Genomic DNA, 26,641 nt, shown 5'->3' on the forward strand with positions numbered 1-26,641 from the left:
GCGTTGATAATTGAGACCGCCCGCCCCCGCAGCATGCCCCCCGATCCAGGAGAGTCCGGAAACCGTGTACACGCTTGCGCTCGGCCCAGAGTGGCTGTCCCCGGACTATCTGATTTCGCATTTCGGACTGATCGGCATCCTGGTCATCGTCTTCGCGGAGTCGGGACTCTTCGCGTTCCTGCCGGGTGACTCCCTGCTGTTCACGGCCGGCCTGCTGGTCGCGAACGGCGAGTACATCAAGCAGCCGCTGTGGCTGGTCTGCACCCTGATCGTGGCCGCCGCGATCATCGGTGACCAGGTCGGCTACATGATCGGCAAGTTCTTCGGGCCCAAGCTCTTCAACCGGCCCAAGTCCAAGATTTTCAAGCGGGAGAACCTGGACAAGGCGCACGAGTTCATGGACAAGCACGGCCCGAAGGCCATCGTGCTCGCCCGGTTCGTGCCGATCATCCGTACCTTCGCGCCGATGGTCGCGGGCGCCGGCTCGATGAAGTACCGCACCTTCCTCACGTACAACGTCATCGGCGGCATCGGCTGGGGCGCGGGCATCACGATCGCGGGCTACTGGCTCGGCCAGATCGAGCTCATCAAGAACAACGTCGAGGCGATCCTGGTCCTGATCGTCCTCATCTCGCTCATCCCGGTGATCTTCGAGGTCCTCAAGGCCCGCAAGGAGAACAGGGCGAAGGCCGCCGAGGAGCCCTTCGAGGCCGACGGCTCCCAGGCCCCGGGCCAGCGCCGCCGCCACGCGAAGCGCTAGGGCCGCTCGTACGGCCGTACGGCCCGCACGGCACACGGACCGCCCCGGAGGGCCCGACAGGGCCGCCGGGGCGTTCTCGTACCCCTCAGAAGCCCCGGGTCCGCTTCGCCGCGCGGCGCTTCGCGGCGCTGGCCGCCCCCGGGATGCGCATGAAGAGCCGTGAGGTCTCCGACCCCAGGTTGACCCCGATCGCGATGGCGAGGGCGATGGCCGCGGCGTTCACCAGTGAGCCGAGGCCCTCGTTCAGCCGGTTCTCGGCGATCAGCAGCAGCCCGTAGTACGTCGCCGAACCCGGCAGCAGCGGCCCGATGGCCGCGGTCGTGTACGGCAGGGCGGAGGCGAAACGGTAGCGGGAGAAGAGCTGCCCGAACAGGCCCACCAGCCCGGCGGCGATGGCCGTGGACGGCACGGGCGGGATGCCGCCCGCGTAGTGCAGGGCTCCGAAGGTCACCCAGGCGACCCCGCCGTTCAGGGTCACGATCCACACGGTGGACCGTTCCTGCTGGAGCAGGATCGCGAAGGTGAAGACCAGCACCATCGAGGCGGCGATCTGGAGCGGCGGCCGCTGCTGGATCTGCAGGACCTCCTCCGGCCTCGGGGAGGCGTCGAACTGCAGGCCCACGTACAGGACGACGAGCACGCCCATGATGATGCCGATGAAGAGGTACATGACCTCCAGCAGCCGGGCGGACGCGGTGATGTAGAAGCCGGTCAGGCCGTCCTGCACGGCCGCGACCAGGGCCCGCCCGGGCAGCAGCGCGAAGAGCCCGCCGGTGATCACGGCGGAGGCCTTCACGTCGATCCCCGTCATGCTCAGTGCCACCCCGATCGCGGCGGGCGGCATCGCCGCGACCACGAACTGGTAGAACTCCGGCAGTCCCCGCCCGGCGCACAGCCATGCCAGCCGGTCGCCGAGGACCGCCCCGAGCGCCGCCGCGAAGAAGACCAGCACCCCGCCGCCGACCAGCGTGGAGGCGGCCCCGGCGAGCAGCCCGGCGGCGGCCGTGAGCATCCAGCCGGGGTACGGGTGGCGGTTGCGGCGGATCTCGGCGAGGCGCCGGTAGGCCTCCTCCAGCGAGACGTCGATCTCGTGGGCGCTGATGTCGTCCACCAGCCGGAAGACGGCCGCGAGCCGGTTGAAGTCGGTGCCGCGGCGGCGCACGGTCCGGTTCGCCGAGACCGGGTGGTCCACCAGCGAGGGCTGGTGGGTGATCGACAACAGGGTGAAGGTGACGGTGGGCTCGCAGCGGTCCAGCCCGTAGGAGCGGGTCACCGCGAACATGGCGGCCTCCACGTCCTCGGCGCCCTCGCCGCCCGCGAGCAGCAGCTCGCCGATGCGCAGGGTCAGGTCGAGTACGCGGCCCACGGCGGGCCCGGTCTCGGTCTGCCGCTGCACGAGGTCCGGTACGGGCCGTACGTCGACCGGCATGCGCAGCATCGTGCGCATGCGGTCCTGCCAGGGGGAGTCCTTCAGGCGGGCGACGGGGAAGCCCTGGCCCGGCGTGTAGGCGGGCGGGGAGTGCGCGGCGCTGTAGGTGGCCGGGGTGGCGAAGGCCGACCCCTCCGGCTCGGGGTGGACCGTCTCGGCGCCCGCCGGAAGGGCGAATTCCGAGGTGGGCTGATCCTCCTCGGGAACGTCCGGCTCCATTCCGGGCGGTGGTGTGAAGGCGCTCCGCGCCTCGTCGGACTGGGGCTTCCGGTCCTCCACCCCATCGGCTTCCGCCACGCGCCCTCCAGTCCGTGATCACCCGCCCCACCAGTATGCGGAACCGTTTCCTCCCCCGCGCCCCTGCACCCCCGGCTCCTGCCCGGCCGCGGCTCCTTCAGCCGGAGCCTCCCCAGCCCCGTGCCGCTCAGCCGGGCCCCAGGCCGCCGGCACGTTCCGCCCGGCCGGCGTTCCGGGCGCGGGGCCGGGGCGCGGCACCGGCTCCGCAACGCGACAGCGGGCGGCACCCCCGCCAGGGGTACCGCCCGCCATGTCACATGGGGCCCGGGGAAATCCCCCGGCCCGTTACCGCCGAGCGCGAGCTCAGTGGTGGCCGCCCTGAGCCTCGAGGCGCTTGTACGAGGCCTCGATCTCGGCCTCGGCCTCGGTGCGGCCGACCCAGTTCGCGCCCTCGACCGACTTGCCCGGCTCCAGGTCCTTGTAGACCTCGAAGAAGTGCTGGATCTCCAGGCGGTCGAACTCGGAGACGTGGTGGATGTCGCGCAGGTGCTCGACACGCGGGTCCGAAGCCGGCACGCAGAGCAGCTTGTCGTCGCCGCCCGCCTCGTCCGTCATGCGGAACATGCCGATGGCGCGGCACTTGATCAGGCAGCCCGGGAAGGTCGGCTCGTCAAGGATGACCAGCGCGTCCAGCGGGTCGCCGTCCTCGCCGAGGGTGTTCTCGACGAAGCCGTAGTCGGCCGGGTAGCTGGTCGAGGTGAAGAGGCGACGGTCCAGACGGATCCGGCCGGTCTCGTGGTCCACCTCGTACTTGTTCCGCGAACCCTTGGGGATCTCGATGGTGACGTCGAACTCCACGTCCTGCTCCTCCATGATCAGCTTCATTGCTTCGAGACTGCGTTGATTCACCTGCGTGCGCGTCCGGCCCAGCCTCCCCCAGCTACCGCTGGGAGGTACCCCCAGCCGGGTGGGGTGCCATGCTCGCGGCAAGACGCAGTGGTTAAGTGTCCCTCACGCATATGTGTGATCGCGAAAGGGGCTGGTCCGAGGTGCCATTGGTCAAGACGTGGCAGCTCATCGCGGGCTCGGCCGTCGCCGGCCTCGCCCTGTCGGTGGCAGTGGTGACCGCCTCCGGTCCCTGGGACTCCGGCCAGCGTAAGGCCGAGCGGGACAAGGCCGCCTCCTGGGGCCCTACGGGTGGCGCAGATCACGGTGCCGGACCCCTGCCGCAGGCCGCTCCCAGCGCCCCCGGAGTGCTCGGCGCGATCGGTCCCGGCGCCCCGCGCAACGAGGCGGCGGCCGCCTCCGACGGCCTCGCCTCCGTGCTGCGGCCGCTGCTCGCCGACCCCGCCCTCGGTACCGTCCGTACGGCCTCCGTCGTCGACACCGCCACCGGGCAGGTGCTGTACGAGTCCGGAGCCCGGGACGCGATGACCCCCGCCTCCACCATCAAGATCGCCACGGCTGCGGCGGCGCTGGCCGCCCTCGGGCCCGAGCACCGGATCAAGACCACGGTCGTGCCCGGCGCGGCTCCCGGGCAGATCCTCCTGGTCGGCGGCGGCGACCCCTCCCTCACCGCCAAGAAGAAGAGACCCGCCGGATCGGGCGGCAGCCTCGTGGCCCTCGCCGCCGACACCGCGCAGGCCCTCAAGGCCGCCGGCACCGACACCGTGAGCGTGGGCTACGACGACAGCCTCTACACCGGCCCCGCCCGCCACCCGATCGGCGAGAACCCCAACATCGCGGCCGTGACCGCCCTGGCGGCCGACGAGGGCCGGCCCGACGACTCCACCTCCGGGCCCGTGGACCGGAGCGACGATCCGGCCCAGGACGCCGCCCGCGCCTTCGCCGCCCTGCTGACCGAGCGCGGCATCAAGGTCACCGGCCAGCCCGCGCGGGCAAAGGCCGCCGGCGGCGCCCAGCCGCTCGCCGTCACCCTCTCCACCCCGCTCGGCGGCCTCGTCGAGCGGATGCTGACCAACAGTGACAACGACATCGCCGAGGCCCTCGCCCGGCAGACCGCCCTCGCCTCCGGCCAGCCGGCCAGCTTCGAAGGCGGAGAGAAGGCCGTCACCTCCCGCCTCGCCTCCCTCGGCGTCGACGTGTCCGGCTCCCGCTTCGCCGACGGCAGCGGCCTGGGCCGCACCGACAAGGTCAGCAGCGGCCTGCTGACGGGGCTGCTCGCCAAGGCCGCCGACCCACAGCGCCCGGAGCTGCGGCCGGTCCTCACCGGACTGCCCGTCGCCGGGTTCACCGGGACCCTGCGCACCCGCAACGCCGGCGGCTCCCCGGCCGCCGGCCTGGTCCGCGCCAAGACCGGCACCCTGACCGGCGTGAACTCCCTCGCCGGCACCGTCGTCGACCGCTCCGGCCGGCTCCTCGCCTTCGCCTTCCTGACCGCGAACAGCCCGGACGGACCGGCTGCCGAGAAGGGCCTCGACAGGCTGGCCGCGGCGGTGGCGAGCACTCCGTAGGGGGTCCGCTGAAGAGCCGGTCCACGTACGGTTGACGCATGACGAGCATCAGTGGTGCCGAGATGGTCGACTGGAACCTCGCGGTGGCGACCGCGACCCGGCTCGTGCGGCCCGGCCCGGAGGTCAGCCGGGACGAGGCCAGGGCCGTCGTCGCGGAGCTGCGGGGGCACGCCAGGACCTCCGAGCGGCACGTACGCGAGTTCACCCGGATGATCCAGGACGGGACGCCCGTCCACGACACCCCCGTCCTGGTCGTCGACCGGGCCGGCTGGGTCAAGGCCAACGTGGCCGGGTTCCGCGAGCTGCTCCAGCCGCTCCTCGGCAAGATGCAGGAGCGCCGCGACAGCACGCCCGGCGCGGCCGTGCTCGGCACGGTCGGCGGCAAGGTCACCGGTGTCGAGCTGGGCATGCTGCTGAGCTTCCTGGCCTCCCGCGTCCTCGGCCAGTACGAGACCTTCGCGCCGGTCTCCCGTGACCTGCCCGGCTCCACCACGAGCGGCGGCCGGCTGCTGCTCGTCGCGCCCAACATCGTGCACGTCGAGCGCGAGCTGGAGGTGAACCCGCACGACTTCCGGCTGTGGGTCTGCCTGCACGAGGAGACGCACCGTACCCAGTTCACGGCCGTCCCGTGGCTCCGCGACCACCTCGAAGGCGAAATCCAGACGTTCCTCGGCGCCACCGACCTGGACCCGATGACCGTCCTGGAGCGCGTCCGCGAGGCCGCGCAGTCCTTCGCGGGCGCCCGCCCCGACGCCGAGCGGGGCGAGGAGGGCCGCTCCCTCGTCGAACTCGTGCAGACCCCCGAGCAGCGGGAGGTGCTGGGCCGGCTCACCGCCGTCATGTCCCTGCTGGAGGGCCACGCCGACTTCGTCATGGACGGCGTCGGCCCGCAGGTCGTGCCCTCGGTGGCCGAGATCCGGGAGAAGTTCCAGCAGCGCCGGGCCAGCGGGGCGGGCCGCCTCGACGCCGCCCTGCGCAAGCTGCTCGGCCTGGACGCCAAGCTGCGCCAGTACCGCGACGGCGAGCGCTTCGTGCGCGCCGTCGTCGGCCAGGTCGGCATGGACGGCTTCAACCGGGTCTGGACCTCTCCGAACACACTGCCGACCAAGGCGGAGATCGCCAGGCCCGCGGACTGGGTGGCCCGAGTCCACCGCAAGGGGAGCGAAGAGAGCGAATAGGCGTGACGCAGGGGGCGTAAACATGTCTCACTGGGGGAAGCAGCATCACCCGTCCGAGGGACCGTGGGCCGTGGAAGGGCGTGCGATGCTCGGGGAACGGCTCGGTTCTGTCACCATCAACGCACTCTGAGTGACATCCCCCGTCTTGTGGGGCAACCGGGCAGCACCCCCAAGCCTCCGAGGCATCCGAACACCATCGAAGGGCACCGGACATGGGTCCCCATCCTGCGGTCGCGGCGATACGCCTGGCGGTCCGCCGCGCACTCCACGACGTCCTCACCGACCTCACCGACCTCCCCAAGACCCGGTCCGGGGGTGCCCCCGGCGCGCTCCCCCGCGGGGGAGCGCCCCTGCCGCTGGTCCTCGTGGCCTGTTCCGGCGGCGCCGACTCCATGGCGCTGGCCTCGGCTCTCGCCTTCGAGGCACCCAAGCTCGGCATCCGGGCCGGTGGCATCACCGTCGACCACGGGCTCCAGGCCGGCTCCGACCTGCGCGCCGCCGAGGTCGTCACCCGCATGACCGCCCTCGGCCTCGACCCGGTGGAGTCCGTCGCCGTGCGCGTCGGCCGTGAGGGCGGACCCGAGGCCGCGGCCCGCGACGCCCGCTACGGCGCCCTGGACGAGGCCGCCGACCGGCTGGGCGCCGCCGCCGTGCTGCTCGGCCACACCCGGGACGATCAAGCCGAAACCGTCCTGCTGGGCCTCGCCCGCGGCTCCGGCATCCGCTCGCTCTCCGGCATGGCGGAAGTGTCCGGGGGGCCCGGCCGCAGCCACCGCTACCGCCGCCCCTTCCTCCAGATCGACCGGCAGACCGCCCGCAAGGCCTGCATGGTCCAGTCCCTCCCCGTCTGGGACGACCCGCACAACATCGACCCCGCCTACACCCGCTCCCGCCTGCGCCACGAGGGACTGCCCGCCCTGGAGAAGGCGCTGGGCAAGGGGGTCGTCGAGGCGCTCGCCCGCACCGCCCAGCTCTCCCGCGACGACGCGGACGCCCTGGACGCCTGGGCCGCCGAGGCGGAGACCGGCGTACGGGACGAGGACGGCCGCCTGGAGTGCGCCAAGCTGTACGCCCTGCCCCCGGCCGTGCGCCGCCGGGTGCTGCGCAGGGCCGTGGTCGCCGCGGGTTCCCCGTCGGGCTCGCTCTTCGCCCGCCACATCGAGGAAGTGGACCGCCTCATCACCGGATGGCGCGGTCAGGGCGCCATCAACCTGCCCGGCCGGGTCGAGGCCCAGCGGCAGGGTGGCAGACTGGTCATCCGGCAGGGCTGATGGTGCTGAAACACGGCTGAGTCCTCCGGGGGCACCCCCGGAGCCCCGGTCGACAACGAAAGTGATGCGGGTGGACGAGAAGGACATGGGCGGCGACCTCCAGTCGGTGCTCATCACCAAGGAAGAGATCGACGCGAAGCTGGCCGAGCTGGCCGCGAAGATCGACGCGGAGTACGCGGGCAAGGACCTGCTCATCGTCGGCGTCCTCAAGGGCGCGGTGATGGTGATGGCGGACCTGGCGCGTGCCTTGTCCACCCCGCTCACCATGGACTGGATGGCGGTGTCCTCGTACGGCGCCGGGACCCAGTCCTCCGGCGTGGTGCGGATCCTCAAGGACCTGGACACCGACATCAAGGACAAGCACGTCCTGATCGTCGAGGACATCATCGACTCCGGTCTGACGCTGTCCTGGCTGCTGTCGAACCTCGGCTCGCGCCAGCCGGCCTCCCTGGAGGTCGTCACGCTGCTGCGCAAGCCCGACGCCGCGAAGGTCGCGATCGACGTGAAGTGGGTCGGCTTCGACATCCCGAACGAGTTCGTCGTGGGCTACGGCCTCGACTACGCGGAGAAGTACCGCAACCTGCCGTTCGTCGGCACGCTCGCCCCGCACGTCTACGGCGGCTGATCCCGCCCCGGCTCACCGGCCCCGGGGCGCCTCGGCGGGCTCTGGGGAACCTGGGGGCGATTCCCGCCGTTGGAGCAGGGGAAAGCGGGTCTGTCAGCCGTCCCACGAGGCCGCGGGTGACAATACAGGGGTACATTCCGAAGAACAGTCTTTACTCACAGCAGCATTTACCTACGGGCAGGAGGGACGGGGTGCCTGGCGCCCCGTATGGATGGACGTGAAGCGATACTTCCGTGGGCCGGTCATGTGGATCGTGCTGGCCGTCCTCGCCGTGGTCGTGTTGATGAATGTCGTCGGCTCCGGCGGCGGCTACAAGTCGGTGGACACCAGCGAGGTCATCAAGGCGATCAACAGTGGTCAGGTGGAGACAGCCAAGCTGACCACCGGCGACAGCCAGATGATCAAGATCGAGCTTCAGAAGGACCAGAAGCTCGGCAAGCACGAAGGCACCAAGTTCCAGGCCAACTACATCGGGGATCAGGGCGTCCAGCTCGCCCAGAACCTCCAGACCAAGTACGAAGCCGGTCAGATCCCGGACGGCTACTCCGTCACTCCGGACAAGACCAGCCCGTTCCTGAGCGTGCTGCTCTCGCTCCTGCCCTTCGTCCTCATCGTCGTGGTCTTCCTGTTCCTGATGAACCAGATGCAGGGCGGCGGCTCCCGGGTCATGAACTTCGGGAAGTCCAAGGCCAAGCTCATCACCAAGGACACCCCGAAGACGACGTTCGCCGATGTCGCGGGCGCGGACGAGGCCGTCGAGGAACTCCACGAGATCAAGGAGTTCCTCCAGGAGCCGGCGAAGTTCCAGGCCGTCGGCGCCAAGATCCCCAAGGGCGTGCTGCTGTACGGCCCGCCCGGCACCGGTAAGACCCTGCTCGCGCGCGCCGTCGCGGGCGAGGCCGGTGTCCCCTTCTACTCGATCTCCGGTTCCGACTTCGTCGAGATGTTCGTCGGTGTCGGTGCCTCGCGTGTCCGCGACCTGTTCGAACAGGCCAAGGCCAACGCCCCGGCGATCGTCTTCGTCGACGAGATCGACGCAGTGGGCCGGCACCGCGGTGCGGGTCTCGGCGGCGGTCACGACGAGCGCGAGCAGACCCTCAACCAGCTGCTGGTCGAGATGGACGGCTTCGACGTGAAGGGCGGGGTCATCCTGATCGCCGCCACGAACCGTCCGGACATCCTCGACCCTGCGCTCCTGCGCCCGGGCCGCTTCGACCGGCAGATCGCGGTCGACCGTCCCGACATGCAGGGCCGGCTGGAGATCCTCAAGGTCCACCAGAAGGGCAAGCCGGTCGCTCCGGACGTCGACCTGGGCGCGGTTGCCCGTCGTACGCCCGGTTTCACCGGTGCCGATCTCTCCAACGTCCTGAACGAGGCGGCCCTGCTGACCGCCCGTACGGACAAGAAGCTGATCGACAACCACTCGCTGGACGAGGCGATCGACCGCGTCGTGGCGGGCCCGCAGAAGCGGACCCGGATCATGTCGGACCGGGAAAAGAAGATCACTGCGTACCACGAGGGCGGACACGCCCTGGTCGCTGCGGCCTCCCCGAACTCCGACCCGGTCCACAAGATCACGATCCTGTCCCGCGGCCGGGCCCTGGGCTACACGATGGTCCTGCCCGACGAGGACAAGTACTCGACCACGCGCAACGAGATGCTCGACCAGCTGGCGTACATGCTGGGCGGGCGCGCGGCCGAGGAGCTGGTCTTCCACGACCCGACCACGGGCGCGGCGAACGACATCGAGAAGGCCACCGCCACGGCGCGGGCCATGGTCACGCAGTACGGCATGACCGAGCGTCTCGGTGCGATCAAGTTCGGCGGCGACAACACCGAGCCGTTCCTGGGCCGCGAGATGTCGCACCCCCGGGACTACTCGGAAGAGGTCGCGGCGCTGGTCGACGAAGAGGTCAAGAAGCTCATCGAGACCGCGCACAACGAGGCCTGGGAGATCCTCGTCGAGAACCGTGACGTCCTCGACAACCTGGTCCTCGCGCTGCTGGAGAAGGAAACGCTGAACAAGGAGCAGATCGCCGAGATCTTCTCCACGATCGTGAAGCGCCCGGCCCGCCCCGCGTGGACCGGCTCCTCCCGCCGCACCCCCTCCACCCGTCCGCCGGTGCTCTCTCCCAAGGAGCTCCAGCTGACGAACTCGGCGAACGGCACCTCGGCGGCGACCGCCGTCACGCCGGTCTCCACGGAGAAGGGCATCGAGGTGGCCCCTGAGGACCGCCCGGAGGCCTGATCCACCCGGAATGGAAGCCGCGCCCCCCAGGTTCTAGCCTGGGGGGCGCGGCACTTTTACAGGAACGAGGAAGCTATGACGGACCCAGTGACCCTGACCGGCGACGAGGGCACGATCGGCGTGTTCGACGAGAAGCGCGCCGAGGCAGCGGTCCGTGAGCTCCTCATCGCGGTGGGCGAGGACCCTGAGCGCGAGGGTCTGCTGGAGACCCCGGCGCGCGTGGCGCGGGCGTACAAGGAGATATTCGCCGGCCTGTACCAGAAGCCGGAAGAGGTCCTGACGACGACCTTCGACCTCGGCCACGACGAGATGGTCCTGGTCAAGGACATCGAGGTCATGAGTTCCTGTGAACACCACCTGGTCCCGTTCCACGGCGTGGCCCATGTCGGGTACATACCGTCGATGGACGGCAAGATCACCGGTCTTTCCAAGCTGGCCCGGCTGGTGGACGTCTACGCCCGCCGTCCCCAGGTCCAGGAGCGGCTGACCACGCAGATAGCGGACTCCCTGATGGAGATCCTGGACCCGCGCGGGTGCATCGTGGTCATCGAGTGCGAGCACATGTGCATGACCATGCGCGGCGTGCGCAAGCCCGGCGCGAAGACCATCACCTCGGCGGTCCGCGGCCAGCTCCGCGACCCCGCGACGCGCAACGAGGCCATGAGCCTGATCATGGCCCGCTAGGCGCGGCCGCGGCTCGCTGTGAAGGTGGGCCAGGGTGGGATGGTGACGTTGCGCTTCTACAACAACGCGGGATCGGTCGACCTGATCGCCGATGTGGCCGGTTACTACACGACGTAAGACCGAGGAGATACACCCTGCGCCGGGCCTTCCGTCCGGCGCAGGGCCCCGCCCCGCTGCCGCAGCCCGGCGGAGACACCCCTTAGGCGCGGGCCGGGGCCTCCGGGGTCTGGTCGTCGTCCTCCGGGAGCTTCAGGACGTGCTCCAGGAAGAGGGCGGCGGCGACGACCGCCGCGCCCGCCAGGACCGAGAAGCCGGCGTACCAGGCCTGGTCGCGACGGGCGGGGACGTCGAGGGCATCGGTCAGCAGGAAGACGCCGACACCGCCGTACGCGCCCGCCACCAGGGCCGCCACCAGCGCGCTGGCCTGGCCGAAGACGACCGCGCGGGCCGCCATCAGCGGCTCCACGCCCTTGGCCCCCGGCCGCCGCTCGCGCTGCGCCTTGAGGCGGGAGCGCAGCGACAGGGCCGTTGCCAGCAGCACCGCCGCGATGACGCCCAGGACGATCGGCGCGGCCAGCGGAACGCCCGGCAGCGTGCCGTACGCGTTCCACAGGCGGGCGCCCGCCCAGGACAGGACCCCGGCGACGATGAAGATCCCCGCCAGGACCGCCGGCCTCAGTTGCTTCACGTGCCCGTTCCCCGCTTTCCGCGCTGATCCGTCAGGCAGTCCACAGGGTAACGACTACTCCGGGAGGCGGAGTTCCAGGTCGGGGCGCGGCGTGACCCCGGTCAGGCCGATTCCGGCCAGGAGCGCGCCGACGGGACCGTGGCCCGGGATCCGCGCCTCCGCGTCGATGTCGTTCCAGGGGGCCAGCACGAAGGCGCGCTGGTGGGCGCGCGGGTGCGGCAGGGTGAGGACGGGGTCCTCGGAGACCACTTCGGCGTACGAGATGATGTCGACGTCGATCGTGCGCGGGCCCCAGCGCTCCTCGCGGACGCGGTCGAAGGCCTCCTCGATGGCCTGACCGCGCTCCAGGAGCGAGGACGGCGGCAGCGTGGTCCGCACCTTGACGACCGCGTTGAAATAGGCGGGCTGCGAGCCGGGCTCGACGCCCCACGGCTCGGTCTCGTAGACGGGGGAGACGGCCTTGACCCGCAGGCCCGGGGTGTCGCCGAGGGCGTCGATGGCGCCCTGGAGGGTCTCCAGCCGGTTGCCGAGGTTCGCGCCGAGCGCGATGACGGCCCATTTCGGGTTGGACAGGGTGGTGTCCGCCGCGTCGACCGTCTCCACGACGGAGGCGGGTACCGGCTGCACGGTGGGGTCGCTCTGTGTGTTCAGTCCGTTGTTCATGCGCGGCTCCGGGTGATCGTGATGGTCACGTCGTCGAAGGGGACGGTGATGGGCGCGTCCGGCTTGTGGACGACGACCTCCACCTGCGCCACCGCTTCGTGCTTGAGGCACTGCTGGGCGATCCGCTCGGCGAGGGTCTCGATCAGGTCGACGGGCTCTCCCTGGACCACGTCGACGACCTCCTCGGCGACGACCCCATAGTGCACGGTCTTCGCCAGGTCGTCTCCGGCCGCCGCGGGGCGGGTGTCGAGGTGCAGCACGAGGTCGACGATGAAGGTCTGGCCTTCCTCGCGTTCCCGGGGGAAGACGCCGTGGTGCCCGCGAGCCTTGAGGCCGCGCAGCGCGACACGATCCACGCGAATCACTCCTGTTTCGTAGGTGCTTCCGGTCCCGGGACTCCCCGGGGCCATGGGCCTACGCCGAGTGCGGTCGGCGTCGTCCGCCTTCGAATTTACCTGCGGTGGGCCCTCGACCCCGCCCTTGGGGTCAGTCGGTGCCCTCTTCTTCCTCCTCATCGGAGTCCGCGAGGACCGGAGAGCCGTGGTGGGACCAGAGCCGCCAGCCCTCGGATGTGCGTCGGAACACATTCGTGGCGACGACCAGCTGGCCGACCAGTGGGCCGAGTTCCCCGCCGTCCTCGGCGGGGCCGCCGCTGAGGATGTTCTCCGTACAGGTCACCAGTGCGGTGTCCCCGATGACGGAGACCTTCGTGTCGGTGAGGAAGAACTGGATGTAGTCCGTGTGGGACATGATCAGCGCGTACGAGCGCAGCACCTCCCCGCGGCCGGAGAGCACCGGCCAGCCCGGGTGCACGCAGGAGATCTCGTCATCGAGCCAGAGCGCCGACAGCGCGTCGAAGTCCCCCCGCTCCATGGCCTCGTAGAAGGCCGTGTTGACCTCTTCGACCGCTTCGATGTCGGTTCTGCTCACAGGGCTCCTTCTCGGTCGGTGGTCACAGCGCTCCTTCCACGGCCCGGGCCACCCGAACCGCGTCGGCGGTCGCCCGTACCTCGTGGACCCGTACGGCCCAGGCGCCCTGGTGGGCGGCGATGGCGGAGACGGCGGCCGTGGCGGCGTCGCGCTCGCGGGCGGGCGGCGGCGAGGCGTCGGCGCCGCCTGCCAGGACCCTGCCGAGGAAACGCTTCCGCGAGGCGGCGACCAGCAGCGGGAAGCCGAGGGCGCGCAGCTCCGGCAGGTGGGCGACGAGGGCCAGGTCGTGTTCGGCGTTCTTGGCGAAGCCGAGGCCCGGGTCGACGAGGAGCCGTTCGGGGGCGATGCCGCCGGCCACGACCGCGTCGATCCGGCCCCTGAGTTCGGCGGTGACCTCGCCGAGCACGTCCTCGTAGACGGCGAGGCTGTTCATGCCGTCGCTGAAGCCGCGCCAGTGCATCACCACGAACGGCACCTCGGCAGCCGCGACGGCCGGGATCATCCCGGGGTCGGCGAGCCCGCCGCTGACGTCGTTGACCAGGACCGCGCCGGCGGTGACGGCCCGCGCGGCGACGGTCGCGCGCATGGTGTCGACGGAGACGGTGATCCCCTCGGAGGCGAGGCCGCGCACCACGGGGACGACCCGGCGCAGCTCTTCCTCCTCGTCGACGCGGGAGGCGCCGGGCCGGGTGGACTCGCCGCCGACGTCGACGAGGTCGGCGCCCTGGGCGACGAGGTCGAGGCCGCGCTTGACGGCGGCGGTGGTGTCGAACCAGCGGCCGCCGTCGGAGAAGGAGTCGGGGGTGACGTTCACGACGCCCATGACCGCGCAGCGGTCCCACTCGGGCAGACCTGCGACCCGGCCCCTGCCGGTGGCTCCGCGCTTCGTGTTCATAGGTCCAAGGGTAGGGCTGACCTGGATACGCCAGGGCCCCGGCGCCTGTCGGCTGCCGGGGCCCTGGGGACCGTACGGACGCACGGGCTGCTACGCGGCCTGGACCTCTCGTTCCGCCTGGGCCGGGACCTTGGCGGGGGTGTGGTTGTGGGCGCAGGTGCGGACCGGCTTGGGGCGGCGGCGGCTGGCGAACAGGCGCGGCAGCGCCAGCGTGACGAAGCCCTCGGCCTGCATCGCGGCGAAGCCGATGCGGGGCAGGTCGCGGGTGGTGCGGAAGACCACGAAGCGGGGCTCCCAGCGGGGGCGGAACTTCGCGTTGAACTTGTAGAGCGACTCGATCTGGAACCAGCGGGAGAGGAAGACCAGCAGGTTCCGCCACATCCGCAGGACCGGGCCGGCGCCGATCTTCTCGCCGCGGGCGAGGGCCGAGCGGAACATCGCGAAGTTCAGCGACACCTTCTCGATCTTCAGCGAGGGGGCGGCCTCCAGGGATGCGACGATCAGCAGCTCGTTCATGCCGGGGTCGGCGGCGCGGTCGCGGCGCATCAGCTCCAGCGACATGCCGTCGGTGCCCCACGGGACGAAGTGCAGGACGGCCTTCAGGTCGCCGAAGGGGCTGGTGTCGCCCTCCTCCACCCGGTGGGCGGTGGCGATGAAGCAGTCACCGTCGCCCGGGTCGCCGACCCGGCCCAGCGCCATGGAGAATCCGCGCTCGGTGTCGGTGCCGCGCCAGGCCTCGGCGGCGCCGCGCACCTGGTCCAGCTCGGCCTCGGTGAGCTCGCTGACCCGGCGGACCTTGGTGGTGTAGCCGTTGCGCTCGATGCGCTTCACCATCTGGCGGACATTGCGCATGGCGCGGCCCGACAGGGAGAAGTCTTTGACATCGACAATCGCCTCGTCACCCAGTTCCAGCGCGTCCAGGCCGGTTTCGCGGGTCCAGACCTCGCCGCCCGTCTCGCTGCAGCCCATGACGGCCGGGGTCCAGGAGTGGGCCTTGGCCTCCTCCATGAACCGCTCGATGGCACCGGGCCAGGCCTCGACGTCGCCGATGGGGTCGCCGGAGGCGAGCATCACGCCGGACACGACGCGGTAGGTGACGGCGGCCTTGCCGCTGGGGGAGAAGACGACGGCCTTGTCGCGGCGGAGCGCGAAGTGGCCGAGGGAGTCGCGGCCGCCGTGCTTGGCGAGGAGCTCGCGCAGCTTGTCCTCGTCGTCGGCGGTGAGCCGCGCGGCCGGGTGCTCGGGGCGGAAGGCCAGGTACATGGTGGTGAGTGCGGTCAGCATGCCGAGCGCGCCCAGGGAGTACCCGACGGTCCAGGACACCTGGCCGGCGTAGTCGACGGGGCCCTCGAAGCCGAAGAGCCCGTACACGACGTGCGTGATCTGCTCGTACAGGCCCGGGTTGCCGACGACCCTGCCCGGGTGCACGTTGACGATGACCAGGCCGAGCCCGATGGAACCGGCGCTCATCAGCACGAAGTTCGCGAGCGCCTTCCAGCGGCTGCGCGGGTCGGGCAGCGCCTTGAATTCACCCTGGTGGCGCAGCAGCAGCGCGAAGAGCACCGCCGCGATGACCACGCCGACGACCGAGTGCCGGTACGCGAACTGCGCCACGGCGCCGGCCGGCAGCAGTACGACCGCCGCCCGCCAGGCCCGGCGCTTGCGGCGCTTGAGGCCGTGCGCCAGCAGCAGGAGCAGTACGCCCGCGCTGATGGCCAGGGCCGCCGCGAAGGGACCGAACACCGGCAGCACTTCGGCCACTGCGTGGATCCGGCTGTGCCGGAACCGCGGGAAGACTCCCGCCGCGACGTCCAGAAGGCCGACGATCATGACGGCCGTACCTACCAGGCCGGGCACCGACTCCGGCCGTGGTCCACGGAGGATTCGGCGGACTCCGCTCGGAACCTGTCCCGACTTATCGCCATCTATCCTGCTAGACATCGCTTCCCGTTGCTCCGCGAGAGATCATGTGGCCGAAGGCCGCGACAGCCTCCGGTGTGTGGTGCGTCCATTAGGACGACATCGACGGGGAGCGGGTTCACTCTTCCGCCGGAAATTTCCAGTCCTGCCATCAGAAAGTCGACTGACTGCTCATGGGTCTCACCAGTAATACGGTCCTGGCGCTGGCCATCATCGCCGGTGTGCTGCTCTTCGCGGCCACCGTCTGGTTCTGGCCGAAGCTCTCGGGCCGCAGCTGGCGCGCGTTCGCCGGCCGGATCGGCCTCCTGCTGGCGACCCAGCTGGCGCTGTTCTCGGCTGTGGGGCTCGCGGCCAACAAGTCGTTCCTCTTCTACGGTTCCTGGGCAGACCTGTTCGGCCAGGAGACGTCGATGGGCAAGGTCGTCGACCACTCGATGAGCAGCAAGGACATCAAGGTCGTCGACAAGCAGAAGCTGGACGTCCCCGGTGGTGCCAAGCCCCAGGTGGGCGGTCAGATCCTGAAGGTTGCCATAACCGGGCAGAAGTCGAAGATAACGAGCCCCGGCTACGTGTGGCTCCCGCCGGAGTACTTCCAGCCGCAGCACAAGGACCAGAACTTCCCGGCGTCCATCGTGCTGACCGGTTACCCGGGCACCGCAGAGAACCTGATCAAAGGGCTCGACTACCCCATGAAGGCCTTCAGCCTGTCCAAGGCGGGCAAGATGAAGCCGATGATCCTGGTCATGCTGCGTCCCACGGTGGCACCCCCGCGTGACACCGAGTGCGTTGACATACCCGGTGGCCCGCAGACCGAGACCTTCTTCGGGCAGGACCTCCCGCAGGCCATCACGGACACCTTCCGGGTGGGCAAGGGCCCCAAGAGCATGGGTTTCATCGGGAATTCCACGGGTGGTTACTGCGCCCTGAAGATCGCCGCGCACTACCCGCAGACCTTCGGCGCCGCCGCGGGTCTGTCCGCGTACTACGAGGCTCCCGACGACCCGACGACCGGCGACCTGTTCCACGGGGACGACGCGCTGAAGAAGCGGGCCGACGTGCTGCACAGCATCGAGCACAAGAAGCCGACCGGTACGTCCTTCCTCGTCACCAGCAGCGAGACGGGCGAGCCGAACCTCGGTGACACCAAGAAGTTCATCAAGCTGGTCAAGGGACCGGACCGGGTCTCCTCGATCATCCTCGACAGCGGCGGCCACAACTTCAACACGTGGCGGCGCGAGATCCCGCCGATGCTGATGTGGATGAGCGGCCGCATCCAGGCCTGAGTGCCGCGCACTGCTGGGGGAGGGCCCGACTCCGGTCGGGCCCTTTCGTATGCCCCTTCGTCACGCGGCCTGCCTCACGTGTATGCCCCTGCGTCACGTGTGCGTCCCATGAGGCCTGCCTCACGCCTGCGGGCTCACGGTCCGGCCTCACGCCTCCAGCAGTTGGGCCCGGCGCAGGGCCCGGTGGACGCCCTCCGGGGTCAGGAGGCCGACCAGTTCGCCGGAGGCCGGGTCCGTGACGCCGATCCGGCCCGAGTCCTCCTGGAGCAGCGCGGAGAGGGCCTCGCGCAGCGTCGCCCCCAGCTCGACCGCCGCGGCCGGGGCCGGGGCTTCGGCGTCCGCCGCCGTCAGGTCGGCCGCCTCGACCGGGGTGACCGCGAGCCGCTTGAGCCCGCGGTCGGCGCCGACGAAGGAGGCCACGTACGCGGTGGCCGGGGCCCCGAGCACCGCCGCCGGGCGCGCGAACTGCTCGATGGTGCCCGCCCCGTAGACCGCCATGCGGTCGCCGAGCCGGATCGCCTCCTCCAGGTCGTGCGTGACCAGCAGGATCGTTTTGCGGACGGTCCTCTGGAGCGCCAGGAACTCGTTCTGGAGCCGCTCGCGCACCACCGGGTCCACCGCGCCGAACGGCTCGTCCATCAGCAGCACCGGCGGATCGGCGGCGAGCGCGCGGGCCACGCCGACGCGCTGGCGCTGCCCGCCGGACAGCTGTTCCGGGTACCGGCCCCCGTACACGGCCGGGTCCAATCCCACCAGTTCGAGCAACTCGGCCGCCCGCGCGCGGGCCTTGGCCTTCGGGGTGCCGATCAGCTGCGGCACGGTCGCCGTGTTCTCCAGCACCGTCTTGTGCGGGAACAGCCCGACCTGCTGGATGACGTACCCGATCCGGCGGCGCAGCTCCACCGGGTCGGCGGCGGCGATGTCCTCTCCGCCGAGCAGGATCCGGCCGGAGGTCGGCTCGATCAGCCGGTTCACCATCTTCATCGTGGTCGTCTTGCCACAGCCGGACGGTCCCACGAGGGTGACCAGCTCGCCTTCCGCCACCTCGAAGGACAGGTCTTCGACGGCTGTCGTCCCGTCGGGGTAGCGCTTGGTCACATGCTCGAATCGGATCACATCGCCATCCTTCCTTACCCGCGTGCCCCGTTCGTAAAGGGAGTGTTGCCCCCCTGCGAAGGAATCCGGCCGTTGTCGGTGCCGGGGGTTATGGTCACTTGTGGTCGCGCCGTGGGAAGACTGCGCTATCGAAGAACGTGCGTTCGGTGACGGGGGGAGGTGCGGGGCATGGCCGGGCAGAGCTGCCTGGTGGCGAACGACTGGATCTGCTGGGAGTACGTGTCCTCCCGCTCCCAGGAACTCACCGACGCCACCCTCGAACACATCTGGATCACGGGTGTGTCGGTCTTCATCGGCATCGCCGTGTCCGTCCCGCTCGCCCTGCTGGCCCGCCGCGGCCGGCGTTGGGCGGCGCCGGTGCTCGCCTTCACCACCCTGCTCTACACGATCCCCTCGCTCGCCATGTTCTCCCTCCTGCTGCCCGTGTTCGGACTCTCGGCGGCGCTGGTGGTGACCGGCCTGGTGCTGTATTCGCTGACGATCCTCGTGCGCAACGTTCTGGCCGGCCTGGAAGCCGTCCCCGCGGACGTACGGGAGGCGGCGCGCGGCATGGGATACGGGCCCGGGCGGTTGCTGTGGCAGGTCGAACTGCCGCTGGCGCTGCCCGCGCTGCTCGCCGGGGTGCGGATCGCCACCGTGTCCACCGTCGCGCTGACCACGGTCGGTTCCATCGTCGGCAAGGGCGGCCTCGGCAATCTCATCGCCCCGGCCGTGAACAGCTCCTTCAAGGCCCAGGTGCTCACCGCCTCGGTGCTGTGCGTGCTGCTCGCGCTCGTGGCCGACCTCCTGCTGCTCGGCGTACAGCGGCTGCTCACCCCGTGGACCAGGGCCGGCCGCCGGCCCACCCCCAAGGAGGCCTGAGGTGATGGGTATGGCGGGGGACGCCTGGGACTGGCTGGCGGACGGCGCCAACTGGTCGGGCGAGAGCGGAGTCTGGCACCGGCTCGGCGAGCACGTCTACGTCAGCGGGATCGCCCTCGCGATCGCCTGCGCGGTGGCCCTGCCCGTCGGCCTGCTCCTCGGCCACCTCGGCAAGGGCGGCGCCCTCGCCGTCAACGTCTCCAACATCGGCCGGGCCGTGCCCGTCTTCGCCGTGCTGGCCCTGTTCATGGTCTCCCCGCTGCGCAACGCGGGCTACCTGCCCACGATCGCCGCGCTCGTGCTGTTCGCGATACCGCCGATCCTGACGAACGCGTACGTCGGCATGCGCGAGGTGGACCGCTCGGTGGTGGAGGCGGCCCGGGGCATGGGCATGTCCGGGAGCCAGCTGTTCCTCCGGGTCGAACTGCCCCTCGCGCGTCCGCTGGTGATGACCGGGCTGCGCTCGGGCGCCGTACAGGTCATCGCCACGGCCACGATCGCGGCGATGGTCGGCCAGGGTGGTCTCGGCCGGATCATCACCGCCGGATTCAATACGTACAACACCGCGCAGGTCGTCGCTGGCGCCCTGCTGGTGGCAGCGCTGGCCCTGCTGGTGGAGGGCGTGCTGGTGGCGGCCGACCGGCTGCTGCTCCGGCCGGCGACGGCGTCCCGCTGATCCCTTTCCCCGCCTCGAACGGAGACCCCCATGAGCAAGACCACCCGCGTCCTCGGCGCGTCCCTGGGCACCCTCGCCCTGACGGTGTCGCTGGCCGCGTGCGGCGGCGACAGCCTGGAGAAGAGCAAGGACGGCGGCTCGGCCTCCTCCGGGTCCTCCTCGGGCGGGGGCAAGGGCGCTCTGGTCATCGGGGCGGCCGGGTTCACCGAGTCCAACGTGCTGGCCGAGCTGTACGCACAGGTCCTCAAGGACGCGGGCTACAGCACCTCCATCAAGACGGTCAACAACCGCGAGCTGTACGAGCCGTCGCTGGAGAAGGGCGAGATCGACATCGCCCCGGAGTACGCGGCCACCCTCGCGGAGTTCCTCAACGCCAAGGTGAACGGCCCCAAGGCGCCGGAGGAGAAGCCGGTCGCGTCGAGCGACGTCGCGGCGACGGTGGCGGGTCTGGAGAAGCTCGCGGCCCCGCTCGGCCTGAAGGTGCTGCCCGCGGGCGCGGCGGTGGACCAGAACGCATTCGCGGTGAGCAAGGAATTCGCCCAGAAGAACAACCTGAAGACTCTTTCCGATCTTGGGAAGTCCGGACTCAAGGTGAAGATCGCGGCGGGCGACGAATGCGCCGTCCGCCCCTTCTGCGCGCCCGGGTTGACGACAACATACGGAATTGAAGTTTCCGGTATCGATCCCAAGGGTGTCGGCACCCCGCAGGCCAAGCAGGCGGTGAAGGACGGCGCGGACCAGCTGGTGCTGACCACGACCACGGACGCCACGCTCGACAGCTTCGGCCTGGTCCTGCTGGAGGACGACAAGAAGCTCCAGAACGCGGACAACGTGCTGCCCGTGGTCAACGCCGAGGACGCGGGTGCCCCCGAGGTCGCGGCCGCGCTCGACAAGCTGACCAAGGCGCTGACGACGGCCGACCTGGTCGACCTGAACCGCAAGGTGGACGCCGAGCGCGCCAAGCCGGCGGACGTGGCGAAGGCCTATCTGGAGTCGAAGGGCCTTCTCCAGAAGTAGTGGTGACGCGGTTGACGGAGAAATGTGGGGCAACTGCCCGGAAAGAGATTGCCGGGCGGGTACCCCACATGGCCTCCACGCCCTGTAAATTTCAGGCCATGCCCCGTGGACGCCACCGCAATCCCGAACCTCTGCACCGGCTGCTCACGCCGACGGCCGTCGCCGGTGTGTCCCTCATCAGCGCCGGCACGGCCTGGCTGCTCGCGGGCCCCGACGACGGCATCGCGTTGAGGCTGCTCGTGGCCGTCACGGCCGCCGCCGGGGTCGCCGGCGGCGTCGTGATGCGCGCCTGGGACCGCGCGGCGGGCCGCCGCGTCGCGGAGCTCGCGCGCGAGCGGGTCAAGGACGAGTGGAAGACGGACGAGCGGATAGCCGAACTCGAATCCGATCTCGAAGAGGCCCGGGCGCTGCGCGCCAGGCTGGACGCCAAGCTGCGCGCCAAGCGGGTCGAACTGGCGGGGCTGCGCGGCGAACACGCGGCGCTGCTGCGCCGGTACGCGACCGCCGAGACCGAGCGCGCGAGCGCCCTGGAGGGCCGTCGGCTGCTGGCCATCGAGGCCTCCGCGGCTCCCGCCGCCGCGCCGAAGGAACTCCCGGTGGTCTCCGAAGAGCGCAACTCTGCGGGCGCGCCCACCTCGGTCGGCTACGCCCGGGCCCACGCGGCGCTGGGCGCGCTGGTCCGCAAGGCGCAGACCCGGGAGCTGCCCGCGGCGCCGTCGGCCCCCGCGGCCGCGGTCCCGGCGCGCCGGCCCGCCGCGGCGGTGGCCCCGTACGCGGCGCAGCGGCGGACGGGGTCCCGTGTCGAGGGCGGCTTCGACTTCTTCGGCGCCAAGAACGCGGCGCAGGCCCGCGCGGCGATCGAGGCGGTCCAGAACGAGGACCTGGCCGACGTGGTCGGCGCCGAGGCCCTCGCGGTACACGAGGCGGAGACGGCGCAGACCCCCGTACAGACCTCTGCGCAGACCCCGGCCGAGCCGACCGCTCCCGAGGCCTCCCAGGGCTCCGAGGGCTCCGAGGCCTCCGAGGCGGCCGAGGCGACCGAGACGCCGGCGCCGGGCCAGGTCATCGACCTGACCGCCCATGACGAGACCGAGCCGATCGACGTGGTCCGGCTCCGCACCGCGATCTCCTAGCCCGTCAGTCCCTGTACGAGGCCACCAGACGGGCCAGGTGCCTGCCCGCCACCAGGAGCGGGGTGCGGCTGCGGGTGACCTGGGAGGTCATCTCGGCGCCCTCCAGGGTGTTGACCACGGTGATCGCCAGATCGCGGGCCTCCGGCTCCGGGTGGCCCGCGGCCAGGAGCTTCGCGGCCACCAGGTGCTGCCAGTGGGCGAAGGCCTGTGCACAGGCGGCCTGGAGTTCGGGCAGGCGGCCGACCGTCTCCAGGGCCGTGGCCGTGACCGGGCAGCCGTCCCGCCAGTCGGAGGCCTCCAGTTCCCGCGCGAGCAGCGCGGCGACGGCTTCGACCGCCTCCGCCGGATCCGCGTGGGAGGAGAGCCCGGCGCGGAGCAGCCCGGCGAACTCCTCGTCACCGAAGTGGATGGCGGCCACCGCCAGTTCCTGCTTGCCCCCCGGGAAGAAGTGGTACAGCGAGCCCAGGGTGGCTTCGGCCTCGCGGACGAGCTGTTTGACCGGGGTGTTCTCGTAACCGCCGTGCTGCATGAGGCGGGAGGCGGTGCGGACCAGCCGGTCACGCGTCCCCAGTGCTGTCTTCGTCGCTGCTGCCATGGGCGAGATCCTACCGCCGATTCTAGATAGAGCGTTCGTTCCAGACCGTGCTACGTTCATCCCCAGCGCTGGATAGAGCGTTCGTTCTAGTCGATTCGTAGGGGGAACTCCGCCATGAACAAGGTTCCGACCACCCAGGACACCACGGTCACCGTCGTCGGCCTCGGCCCCATGGGCCGGGCCATGACCGCGGCCTATCTCGACGCGGGCTACGCGGTCACCGTGTGGAACCGCAGTGCCGGCAAGGACGCCGACCTCGTGGCGCGCGGGGCGCACCGGGCGGGCAGCATCGCCGAGGCCGTCGCCGCGAGCCGGCTGACCGTGCTCAGCCTCATCGACGTGGACGCCATGTACACGGCCCTCGGCGATACCGACCTCGGCGGCCGGGTACTGGCCAACCTGTCCTCGGACGTCCCGGAGAAGGCCCGCAGGGCCGCGCGGTGGGCCGAGGCGCGCGGGGCCTCGTACCTCACCGGCGGCGTCAACGTGCCGCCGACCGGCATCGGCCAGGAGGGCTCGTCCGCCTTCGTCAGCGGTCCCGAGGACGTCTACGAGGAGCACCGCGCCGCGCTCGACGTGCTCGCCGCCACCGACTACCGGGGCGCCGACCCCGGCTACGCGCAGCTCTACTACCAGCTCAACATGATCCTCTTCTGGACGGCGTACACCGGCTGGTACCAGGCGCTCGCCGTCGCGAGGGCCAACGGCCTGACGGCCGCGGACGTCCTGCCCTACGCGGGGTACACGGCCGACACGATGCGCGGCTTCTACGAGCACGGCACCCCGCGCATCGACGCGGACGAACACGACGGCGCGTACGAGCGCCTCGCCATGTGCGCGGCGAGCGTCGAGCACGTCCTGCACACCGCCGCCGACTCCGGCGTGGACACGGGGATCCTCACCGCGCACGCCGAGCTCTACCGGCGCGGGGTGGAGGCGGGTTTCGGCGCCGACAGCAGCTCGCGCCTGATCCAGCTGCTGGGCGCGAGGGCCTGAGGCACTGCAGGTCCTACACCTGCGGCGATGTCCGGTCGAGGTCGTCGAGGACCAGGTAGAGGGGACGGTGGAGGGCGAGGGCGACGGCGACGGCCGGGAGTCCGAGCCGGCGTAGGCGGTCAGGCTGTTCCGGGCGGCGGTCGGAACCGCACTGGTTGAGGGGGGCAGCCCCCGGGCGAAGGATCAGGGAAAGGCCAGGACGACGACCACGCCCGCGGCCTCCAGCAGCAGTTGCGCACGGAGCGCGCCCCGCGCCACGCGCACCGGCGCGGCCATCGCCACGACGAGGGCCAGAACCACGCCGACGAGCAGGGCCCCGAACGCCGTGGCCGGGAAGGGCGCGCACTCGATGTCGTCAACGAAGCACCGGCCGCCCGCGTCGGTGGCCAGCAGCAGGAACTTCGCGACGAAGAGGGCCGGCAGGAGCAGCAGGGCCGCGATCGCCGAGCGCGTCCGGATGCGGACCCGGTCCTCGGACGGGGGCGCGGATACGGCGGCGGGCTGTGGCTTCCAGGACATGGCCCCATGCTGTCCCGCGGCGGCGGGACGGGGATCCGCGCGGGTACTCACCCGCCCGGATCCCCGTACTCAGAACAGCGGCAGCTGCCCCGGATGCGGCCCGAGGGTGAAACCGTCGAGCGTGGGCGCCGAGGCGCCCAGCATTACCCGGGCCCGGGAGCCGGGGCAGGACACGAGGTCGCCGCGGCCCCGCCCTGCCGGGGGATCGTGGCGGGCGATCCTCCCGGCGGTCACGGCGCAGTCGCGGCCGCAGAGGGGGCAGGCGCGACGGGGGGAGTGGGACATGCCCCAAGTGTGCCCTGCCGCACGGACATCAGGCCTGCCGGGAGGCGAGCCACGCCTCGTGCGCCCGGCTCACCCGGGCCCACAGCGCGGCCCGGTCCACGGGGGTGAGGTCGCCCAGGTCCCTCCGGAACACCGTCCCGATGATCTCGAAGAACTCCTCCGAGTCGGTCAGTTCGCGCTCGCTCGTCCCCTTCGCACCGTCGATGCGGGTCAGGATCCGGCCGCGCAGCGCGTCCGCGCCCTCCGCGTCCCGCCGCAGCACCGCGAAGGTCCGTACGAAAGGGGACTCGTCGGACGTCGAAAGCCACGCGTGCATGTCCTCGAAGTCGGCCGTCACGGCCGGGGCGTCACGGAAGTTCACGCGGGGCATGGGACCGGCGAACTTGCGGACCGTCCAGCCCGGGACCTCGCCCTCCAGCGGTTCCAGCCGCTCCAGCGCGTAGCGGAACCCGCCCTGCTCGTACGCGCCCTCGCGCAGCGGCAGCGGCTCGTACGGGCCGTCGCCCACCCCGGCGTCCACCCAGTACGTCGTCCCGTCGACGCGGACGGTCAGCGTGAGGTGCCCGCCGCTGACCCCGCGGTCCGCGGGATCGGCGTTGACGCCGCCGGCGTGGCGCGTCACCTCGTAGCCCAGGGATTCGAGGAGCAGCGCGAAGCCGCCGTTGAGGTGGAAGCAGTAACCCCCGCGTCCGGCGGCGAAGCGGCGGGCGGACAGCTCGGGGTCGATGCCGGGCGGCCGGCCGAGCTGGATGTCGATGTTGTCGTACGCGATGCGCTCCAGGTGCGCCCGCTGAAGGGCGAACAGCCCTGTGGCGGAAGGGGCACCGGGGTGGGTGATGCCGAGCCGGCGCAGATAGCCGGCGTATATGCCCGAGGTCATCCGGCCACCCTAGATCGGGTTACTTGTCGATGTCCCCCACGACGAAGAACAGCGAGCCCAGGATCGCCACCATGTCCGCGACCAGCTGTCCCGGCAGGAGCACGGCGAGGGCCTGGATGTTGTTGTACGAGGCGCTGCGCAGCTTCAGGCGGTACGGGGTCTTCTCGCCCTTCGAGACGAGGTAGTAGCCGTTGATGCCGAGGGGGTTCTCGGTCCAGGCGTACGTGTGGCCCTCGGGAGCCTTCAGGACCTTGGGCAGGCGCTGGTTGACCGGCCCGGGGGGGAGTTCGGCCATCCGGTCCAGGCAGGCCACGGCGAGGTCGAGCGCGTTGTGGGTCTGGTCCAGGAGGACCTCGAAGCGGGCCAGGCAGTCGCCCTCGGGGCGGGTGACCACCTTGAGGACGTCCTGGAGTTCGCCGTACGCGAGGTACGGCTCGTCGCGGCGGAGGTCGAAGTCGACGCCGGAGGCGCGGGCGATGGGGCCGGAGACCCCGTAGGCGTGCACCGCCTCGGCGGACAGGACGCCGACGCCGCGGGTCCGTCCGCGGAAGATCTCGTTGCCGTGGACGAGCTTGTCGTAGACGTCCATGCGGGTACGGACGTCGGCGATGGCCTCGCGGGCCCGGCCGAGCCAGCCGGCCGGCAGGTCCTCCTTGAGGCCGCCCACGCGGTTGAACATGTAGTGCATGCGGCCGCCGGAGATCTCCTCCATGACGGCCTGGAGCTCCTCGCGCTCGCGGAACGCGTGGAAGATCGGGGTGATTCCACCCAGTTCGAGGGGGTACGAGCCGAGGAACATCAGGTGGTTCAGCACCCGGTTCAGCTCGGCCAGCAGGGTCCGCATCCACACGGCCCGCTCGGGGACCTCCATGCCGAGCATCCGCTCGACGGCCATGACCACGCCGAGCTCGTTGGAGAACGCGGACAGCCAGTCGTGGCGGTTCGCGAGCATCACGATCTGCCGGTAGTCACGGGCCTCGAAGAGCTTCTCGGCGCCCCGGTGCATATAGCCGACCACCGGCTCGGCGCTGACGATCCGCTCGCCGTCCAGGACGAGGCGCAGGCGCAGGACGCCGTGCGTGGAAGGGTGCTGGGGGCCGATGTTGAGCACCATGTCGGTGCTCTCCGCCGCGCCGCCGATGCCGACCGTGGTCTCCGTCATGCGGGCATTGTCTCAGTCGAAGGGGGTGGCTCGCCGATCGGGCCGGATGGCGGAGCGGTGTCTGGTGCGCGCGAGCGTGCGTGCCAGACACCGCGAGCCCGGCCTGATCGGCCCCC

The 26,641-nt window shown here is 71.0% G+C and carries 26 protein-coding genes and 1 pseudogene; 13 read left to right on the top strand and 14 right to left on the bottom strand.

Annotated features, from left to right (window positions below; genetic code table 11):
* Window positions 1-64: 64 nt before the first annotated feature.
* A pseudogene (locus AB0D48_RS13305) lies at window positions 65-703 on the top strand (VTT domain-containing protein); the annotation flags it as partial.
* A 142-nt stretch (window positions 704-845) separates the two neighbouring features.
* On the opposite strand, the gene AB0D48_RS13310 reads toward AB0D48_RS13305, so the two are convergent.
* Both AB0D48_RS13310 and AB0D48_RS13315 read right to left on the bottom strand, forming a co-directional pair.
* Window positions 846-2,486, bottom strand: a complete 1,641-nt coding sequence (locus tag AB0D48_RS13310; RefSeq protein ID WP_362394729.1) for a threonine/serine exporter family protein — start codon at window positions 2,484-2,486, stop codon at window positions 846-848.
* 303 nt (window positions 2,487-2,789) lie between these two features.
* Window positions 2,790-3,284, bottom strand: coding sequence for an inorganic diphosphatase (locus tag AB0D48_RS13315; protein WP_008742522.1), 495 nt, complete (start codon window positions 3,282-3,284; stop codon window positions 2,790-2,792).
* 161 nt (window positions 3,285-3,445) lie between these two features.
* Here AB0D48_RS13315 and dacB point away from each other — a divergent pair, with 161 nt between their 5' ends.
* The 6 genes from dacB (at window position 3,446) to folE (ending at window position 10,906) form a co-directional block, all read left to right on the top strand.
* Window positions 3,446-4,900 carry a D-alanyl-D-alanine carboxypeptidase/D-alanyl-D-alanine-endopeptidase gene (gene dacB / locus AB0D48_RS13320; protein ID WP_362394732.1) on the top strand — a complete coding sequence of 485 codons (1,455 nt, stop codon included), beginning with the start codon at window positions 3,446-3,448 and terminating at the stop codon, window positions 4,898-4,900.
* A 38-nt stretch (window positions 4,901-4,938) separates the two neighbouring features.
* Window positions 4,939-6,078: a zinc-dependent metalloprotease gene (locus AB0D48_RS13325; protein ID WP_362394735.1), complete on the top strand. Its 1,140-nt coding sequence runs from the start codon at window positions 4,939-4,941 to the stop codon at window positions 6,076-6,078.
* 212 nt (window positions 6,079-6,290) lie between these two features.
* The gene (tilS, locus tag AB0D48_RS13330) at window positions 6,291-7,349 is read left to right on the top strand and encodes a tRNA lysidine(34) synthetase TilS (RefSeq protein WP_362394738.1); all 1,059 of its coding nucleotides are present in this window, start codon (window positions 6,291-6,293) and stop codon (window positions 7,347-7,349) included.
* 64 nt (window positions 7,350-7,413) lie between these two features.
* Window positions 7,414-7,974 (top strand): hypoxanthine phosphoribosyltransferase, encoded by a 561-nt coding sequence (hpt, locus tag AB0D48_RS13335; protein WP_362394741.1) that lies wholly within the window; start codon window positions 7,414-7,416, stop codon window positions 7,972-7,974.
* 211 nt (window positions 7,975-8,185) lie between these two features.
* Window positions 8,186-10,222 (top strand): ATP-dependent zinc metalloprotease FtsH, encoded by a 2,037-nt coding sequence (ftsH, locus tag AB0D48_RS13340; protein WP_362394744.1) that lies wholly within the window; start codon window positions 8,186-8,188, stop codon window positions 10,220-10,222.
* Window positions 10,223-10,297: 75 nt separating this feature from the next.
* Entirely contained in the window at window positions 10,298-10,906 is a 609-nt protein-coding gene (gene folE, locus AB0D48_RS13345) for a GTP cyclohydrolase I FolE (RefSeq protein ID WP_362394747.1), read from the top strand.
* A gap of 199 nt (window positions 10,907-11,105) precedes the next feature.
* Here the strand turns inward: folE and AB0D48_RS13350 are convergent, their stop codons facing one another.
* From AB0D48_RS13350 to AB0D48_RS13375, 6 genes are all read right to left on the bottom strand, one after another.
* A complete protein-coding gene (locus AB0D48_RS13350) occupies window positions 11,106-11,594 on the bottom strand; it encodes a DUF3180 domain-containing protein (RefSeq protein WP_362394750.1) in 489 nt (162 codons plus the stop codon).
* Between the two features lie 54 nt (window positions 11,595-11,648).
* The gene (gene folK / locus AB0D48_RS13355) at window positions 11,649-12,257 is read right to left on the bottom strand and encodes a 2-amino-4-hydroxy-6-hydroxymethyldihydropteridine diphosphokinase (protein WP_362394753.1); all 609 of its coding nucleotides are present in this window, start codon (window positions 12,255-12,257) and stop codon (window positions 11,649-11,651) included.
* Window positions 12,254-12,613, bottom strand: coding sequence for a dihydroneopterin aldolase (folB, locus tag AB0D48_RS13360; protein WP_030010912.1), 360 nt, complete (start codon window positions 12,611-12,613; stop codon window positions 12,254-12,256). Before folB ends, folK begins: the two co-directional genes overlap by 4 nt.
* A 130-nt stretch (window positions 12,614-12,743) precedes the next feature.
* Window positions 12,744-13,187, bottom strand: coding sequence for a nuclear transport factor 2 family protein (locus AB0D48_RS13365; RefSeq protein WP_362394756.1), 444 nt, complete (start codon window positions 13,185-13,187; stop codon window positions 12,744-12,746).
* A 22-nt stretch (window positions 13,188-13,209) separates the two neighbouring features.
* A complete protein-coding gene (folP, locus tag AB0D48_RS13370) occupies window positions 13,210-14,082 on the bottom strand; it encodes a dihydropteroate synthase (protein ID WP_362394759.1) in 873 nt (290 codons plus the stop codon).
* A gap of 90 nt (window positions 14,083-14,172) precedes the next feature.
* The gene (locus AB0D48_RS13375; protein ID WP_362394762.1) at window positions 14,173-16,023 is read right to left on the bottom strand and encodes a phosphatidylglycerol lysyltransferase domain-containing protein; all 1,851 of its coding nucleotides are present in this window, start codon (window positions 16,021-16,023) and stop codon (window positions 14,173-14,175) included.
* Window positions 16,024-16,175: 152 nt separating this feature from the next.
* On the opposite strand from AB0D48_RS13375, the gene AB0D48_RS13380 reads away from it, so the two are divergent.
* Window positions 16,176-17,285, top strand: coding sequence for an alpha/beta hydrolase-fold protein (locus tag AB0D48_RS13380; RefSeq protein WP_362394764.1), 1,110 nt, complete (start codon window positions 16,176-16,178; stop codon window positions 17,283-17,285).
* Window positions 17,286-17,432: 147 nt separating this feature from the next.
* Here the strand turns inward: AB0D48_RS13380 and AB0D48_RS13385 are convergent, their stop codons facing one another.
* Complete coding sequence (locus AB0D48_RS13385; RefSeq protein WP_362394767.1) at window positions 17,433-18,401, bottom strand: ATP-binding cassette domain-containing protein; 969 nt, start codon at window positions 18,399-18,401, stop codon at window positions 17,433-17,435.
* 168 nt (window positions 18,402-18,569) lie between these two features.
* On the opposite strand from AB0D48_RS13385, the gene AB0D48_RS13390 reads away from it, so the two are divergent.
* The 4 genes from AB0D48_RS13390 (at window position 18,570) to AB0D48_RS13405 (ending at window position 22,088) form a co-directional block, all read left to right on the top strand.
* On the top strand, window positions 18,570-19,262 hold the full coding sequence (locus tag AB0D48_RS13390) for an ABC transporter permease (RefSeq protein ID WP_362394770.1): 693 nt from the start codon (window positions 18,570-18,572) through the stop codon (window positions 19,260-19,262).
* A gap of 4 nt (window positions 19,263-19,266) precedes the next feature.
* Window positions 19,267-19,938 (top strand): ABC transporter permease, encoded by a 672-nt coding sequence (locus AB0D48_RS13395; protein ID WP_362394773.1) that lies wholly within the window; start codon window positions 19,267-19,269, stop codon window positions 19,936-19,938.
* A gap of 30 nt (window positions 19,939-19,968) precedes the next feature.
* Complete coding sequence (locus AB0D48_RS13400; RefSeq protein ID WP_362394776.1) at window positions 19,969-20,955, top strand: ABC transporter substrate-binding protein; 987 nt, start codon at window positions 19,969-19,971, stop codon at window positions 20,953-20,955.
* Window positions 20,956-21,053: 98 nt separating this feature from the next.
* Window positions 21,054-22,088 carry a hypothetical protein gene (locus AB0D48_RS13405; RefSeq protein WP_362394779.1) on the top strand — a complete coding sequence of 345 codons (1,035 nt, stop codon included), beginning with the start codon at window positions 21,054-21,056 and terminating at the stop codon, window positions 22,086-22,088.
* Window positions 22,089-22,092: 4 nt separating this feature from the next.
* Here the strand turns inward: AB0D48_RS13405 and AB0D48_RS13410 are convergent, their stop codons facing one another.
* A complete protein-coding gene (locus tag AB0D48_RS13410) occupies window positions 22,093-22,683 on the bottom strand; it encodes a TetR/AcrR family transcriptional regulator (protein ID WP_362394782.1) in 591 nt (196 codons plus the stop codon).
* Window positions 22,684-22,797: 114 nt separating this feature from the next.
* Here AB0D48_RS13410 and AB0D48_RS13415 point away from each other — a divergent pair, with 114 nt between their 5' ends.
* Window positions 22,798-23,679, top strand: coding sequence for an NAD(P)-binding domain-containing protein (locus AB0D48_RS13415; protein ID WP_362394785.1), 882 nt, complete (start codon window positions 22,798-22,800; stop codon window positions 23,677-23,679).
* A 183-nt stretch (window positions 23,680-23,862) separates the two neighbouring features.
* Here the strand turns inward: AB0D48_RS13415 and AB0D48_RS13420 are convergent, their stop codons facing one another.
* The 4 genes from AB0D48_RS13420 to AB0D48_RS13435 form a co-directional block, all read right to left on the bottom strand.
* Window positions 23,863-24,198: a hypothetical protein gene (locus AB0D48_RS13420; protein WP_362394788.1), complete on the bottom strand. Its 336-nt coding sequence runs from the start codon at window positions 24,196-24,198 to the stop codon at window positions 23,863-23,865.
* 69 nt (window positions 24,199-24,267) lie between these two features.
* Window positions 24,268-24,483, bottom strand: coding sequence for a hypothetical protein (locus tag AB0D48_RS13425; RefSeq protein ID WP_362394791.1), 216 nt, complete (start codon window positions 24,481-24,483; stop codon window positions 24,268-24,270).
* Window positions 24,484-24,511: 28 nt separating this feature from the next.
* The gene (locus tag AB0D48_RS13430) at window positions 24,512-25,363 is read right to left on the bottom strand and encodes an arylamine N-acetyltransferase (protein WP_362394794.1); all 852 of its coding nucleotides are present in this window, start codon (window positions 25,361-25,363) and stop codon (window positions 24,512-24,514) included.
* Between the two features lie 19 nt (window positions 25,364-25,382).
* Window positions 25,383-26,525 carry an NADH-quinone oxidoreductase subunit D gene (locus AB0D48_RS13435; RefSeq protein WP_362394797.1) on the bottom strand — a complete coding sequence of 381 codons (1,143 nt, stop codon included), beginning with the start codon at window positions 26,523-26,525 and terminating at the stop codon, window positions 25,383-25,385.
* Window positions 26,526-26,641 lie beyond the last annotated feature (116 nt).

It is taken from the genome of Streptomyces sp. NPDC048269 (genome assembly GCF_040652395.1).
Classification (GTDB): domain Bacteria; phylum Actinomycetota; class Actinomycetes; order Streptomycetales; family Streptomycetaceae; genus Streptomyces.

Excerpts from the sequence above, each read along its gene's own strand:
- dacB (WP_362394732.1), top strand. The coding sequence starts at position 3,446 with ATGTGTGATCGCGAAAGGGGCTGGTCCGAGGTGCCATTGGTCAAGACG.
- AB0D48_RS13325 (WP_362394735.1), top strand. The coding sequence starts at position 4,939 with ATGACGAGCATCAGTGGTGCCGAGATGGTCGACTGGAACCTCGCGGTG.
- tilS (WP_362394738.1), top strand. The coding sequence starts at position 6,291 with ATGGGTCCCCATCCTGCGGTCGCGGCGATACGCCTGGCGGTCCGCCGC.
- hpt (WP_362394741.1), top strand. The coding sequence starts at position 7,414 with ATGCGGGTGGACGAGAAGGACATGGGCGGCGACCTCCAGTCGGTGCTC.
- ftsH (WP_362394744.1), top strand. The coding sequence starts at position 8,186 with ATGGACGTGAAGCGATACTTCCGTGGGCCGGTCATGTGGATCGTGCTG.
- folE (WP_362394747.1), top strand. The coding sequence starts at position 10,298 with ATGACGGACCCAGTGACCCTGACCGGCGACGAGGGCACGATCGGCGTG.
- folK (WP_362394753.1), bottom strand. The coding sequence starts at position 12,257 with ATGAACAACGGACTGAACACACAGAGCGACCCCACCGTGCAGCCGGTA.
- folP (WP_362394759.1), bottom strand. The coding sequence starts at position 14,082 with ATGAACACGAAGCGCGGAGCCACCGGCAGGGGCCGGGTCGCAGGTCTG.
- AB0D48_RS13375 (WP_362394762.1), bottom strand. The coding sequence starts at position 16,023 with ATGTCTAGCAGGATAGATGGCGATAAGTCGGGACAGGTTCCGAGCGGA.
- AB0D48_RS13380 (WP_362394764.1), top strand. The coding sequence starts at position 16,176 with ATGGGTCTCACCAGTAATACGGTCCTGGCGCTGGCCATCATCGCCGGT.
- AB0D48_RS13390 (WP_362394770.1), top strand. The coding sequence starts at position 18,570 with ATGGCCGGGCAGAGCTGCCTGGTGGCGAACGACTGGATCTGCTGGGAG.
- AB0D48_RS13395 (WP_362394773.1), top strand. The coding sequence starts at position 19,267 with ATGGGTATGGCGGGGGACGCCTGGGACTGGCTGGCGGACGGCGCCAAC.
- AB0D48_RS13400 (WP_362394776.1), top strand. The coding sequence starts at position 19,969 with ATGAGCAAGACCACCCGCGTCCTCGGCGCGTCCCTGGGCACCCTCGCC.
- AB0D48_RS13405 (WP_362394779.1), top strand. The coding sequence starts at position 21,054 with ATGCCCCGTGGACGCCACCGCAATCCCGAACCTCTGCACCGGCTGCTC.
- AB0D48_RS13410 (WP_362394782.1), bottom strand. The coding sequence starts at position 22,683 with ATGGCAGCAGCGACGAAGACAGCACTGGGGACGCGTGACCGGCTGGTC.
- AB0D48_RS13415 (WP_362394785.1), top strand. The coding sequence starts at position 22,798 with ATGAACAAGGTTCCGACCACCCAGGACACCACGGTCACCGTCGTCGGC.
- AB0D48_RS13420 (WP_362394788.1), bottom strand. The coding sequence starts at position 24,198 with ATGTCCTGGAAGCCACAGCCCGCCGCCGTATCCGCGCCCCCGTCCGAG.
- AB0D48_RS13425 (WP_362394791.1), bottom strand. The coding sequence starts at position 24,483 with ATGTCCCACTCCCCCCGTCGCGCCTGCCCCCTCTGCGGCCGCGACTGC.
- AB0D48_RS13430 (WP_362394794.1), bottom strand. The coding sequence starts at position 25,363 with ATGACCTCGGGCATATACGCCGGCTATCTGCGCCGGCTCGGCATCACC.
- AB0D48_RS13435 (WP_362394797.1), bottom strand. The coding sequence starts at position 26,525 with ATGACGGAGACCACGGTCGGCATCGGCGGCGCGGCGGAGAGCACCGAC.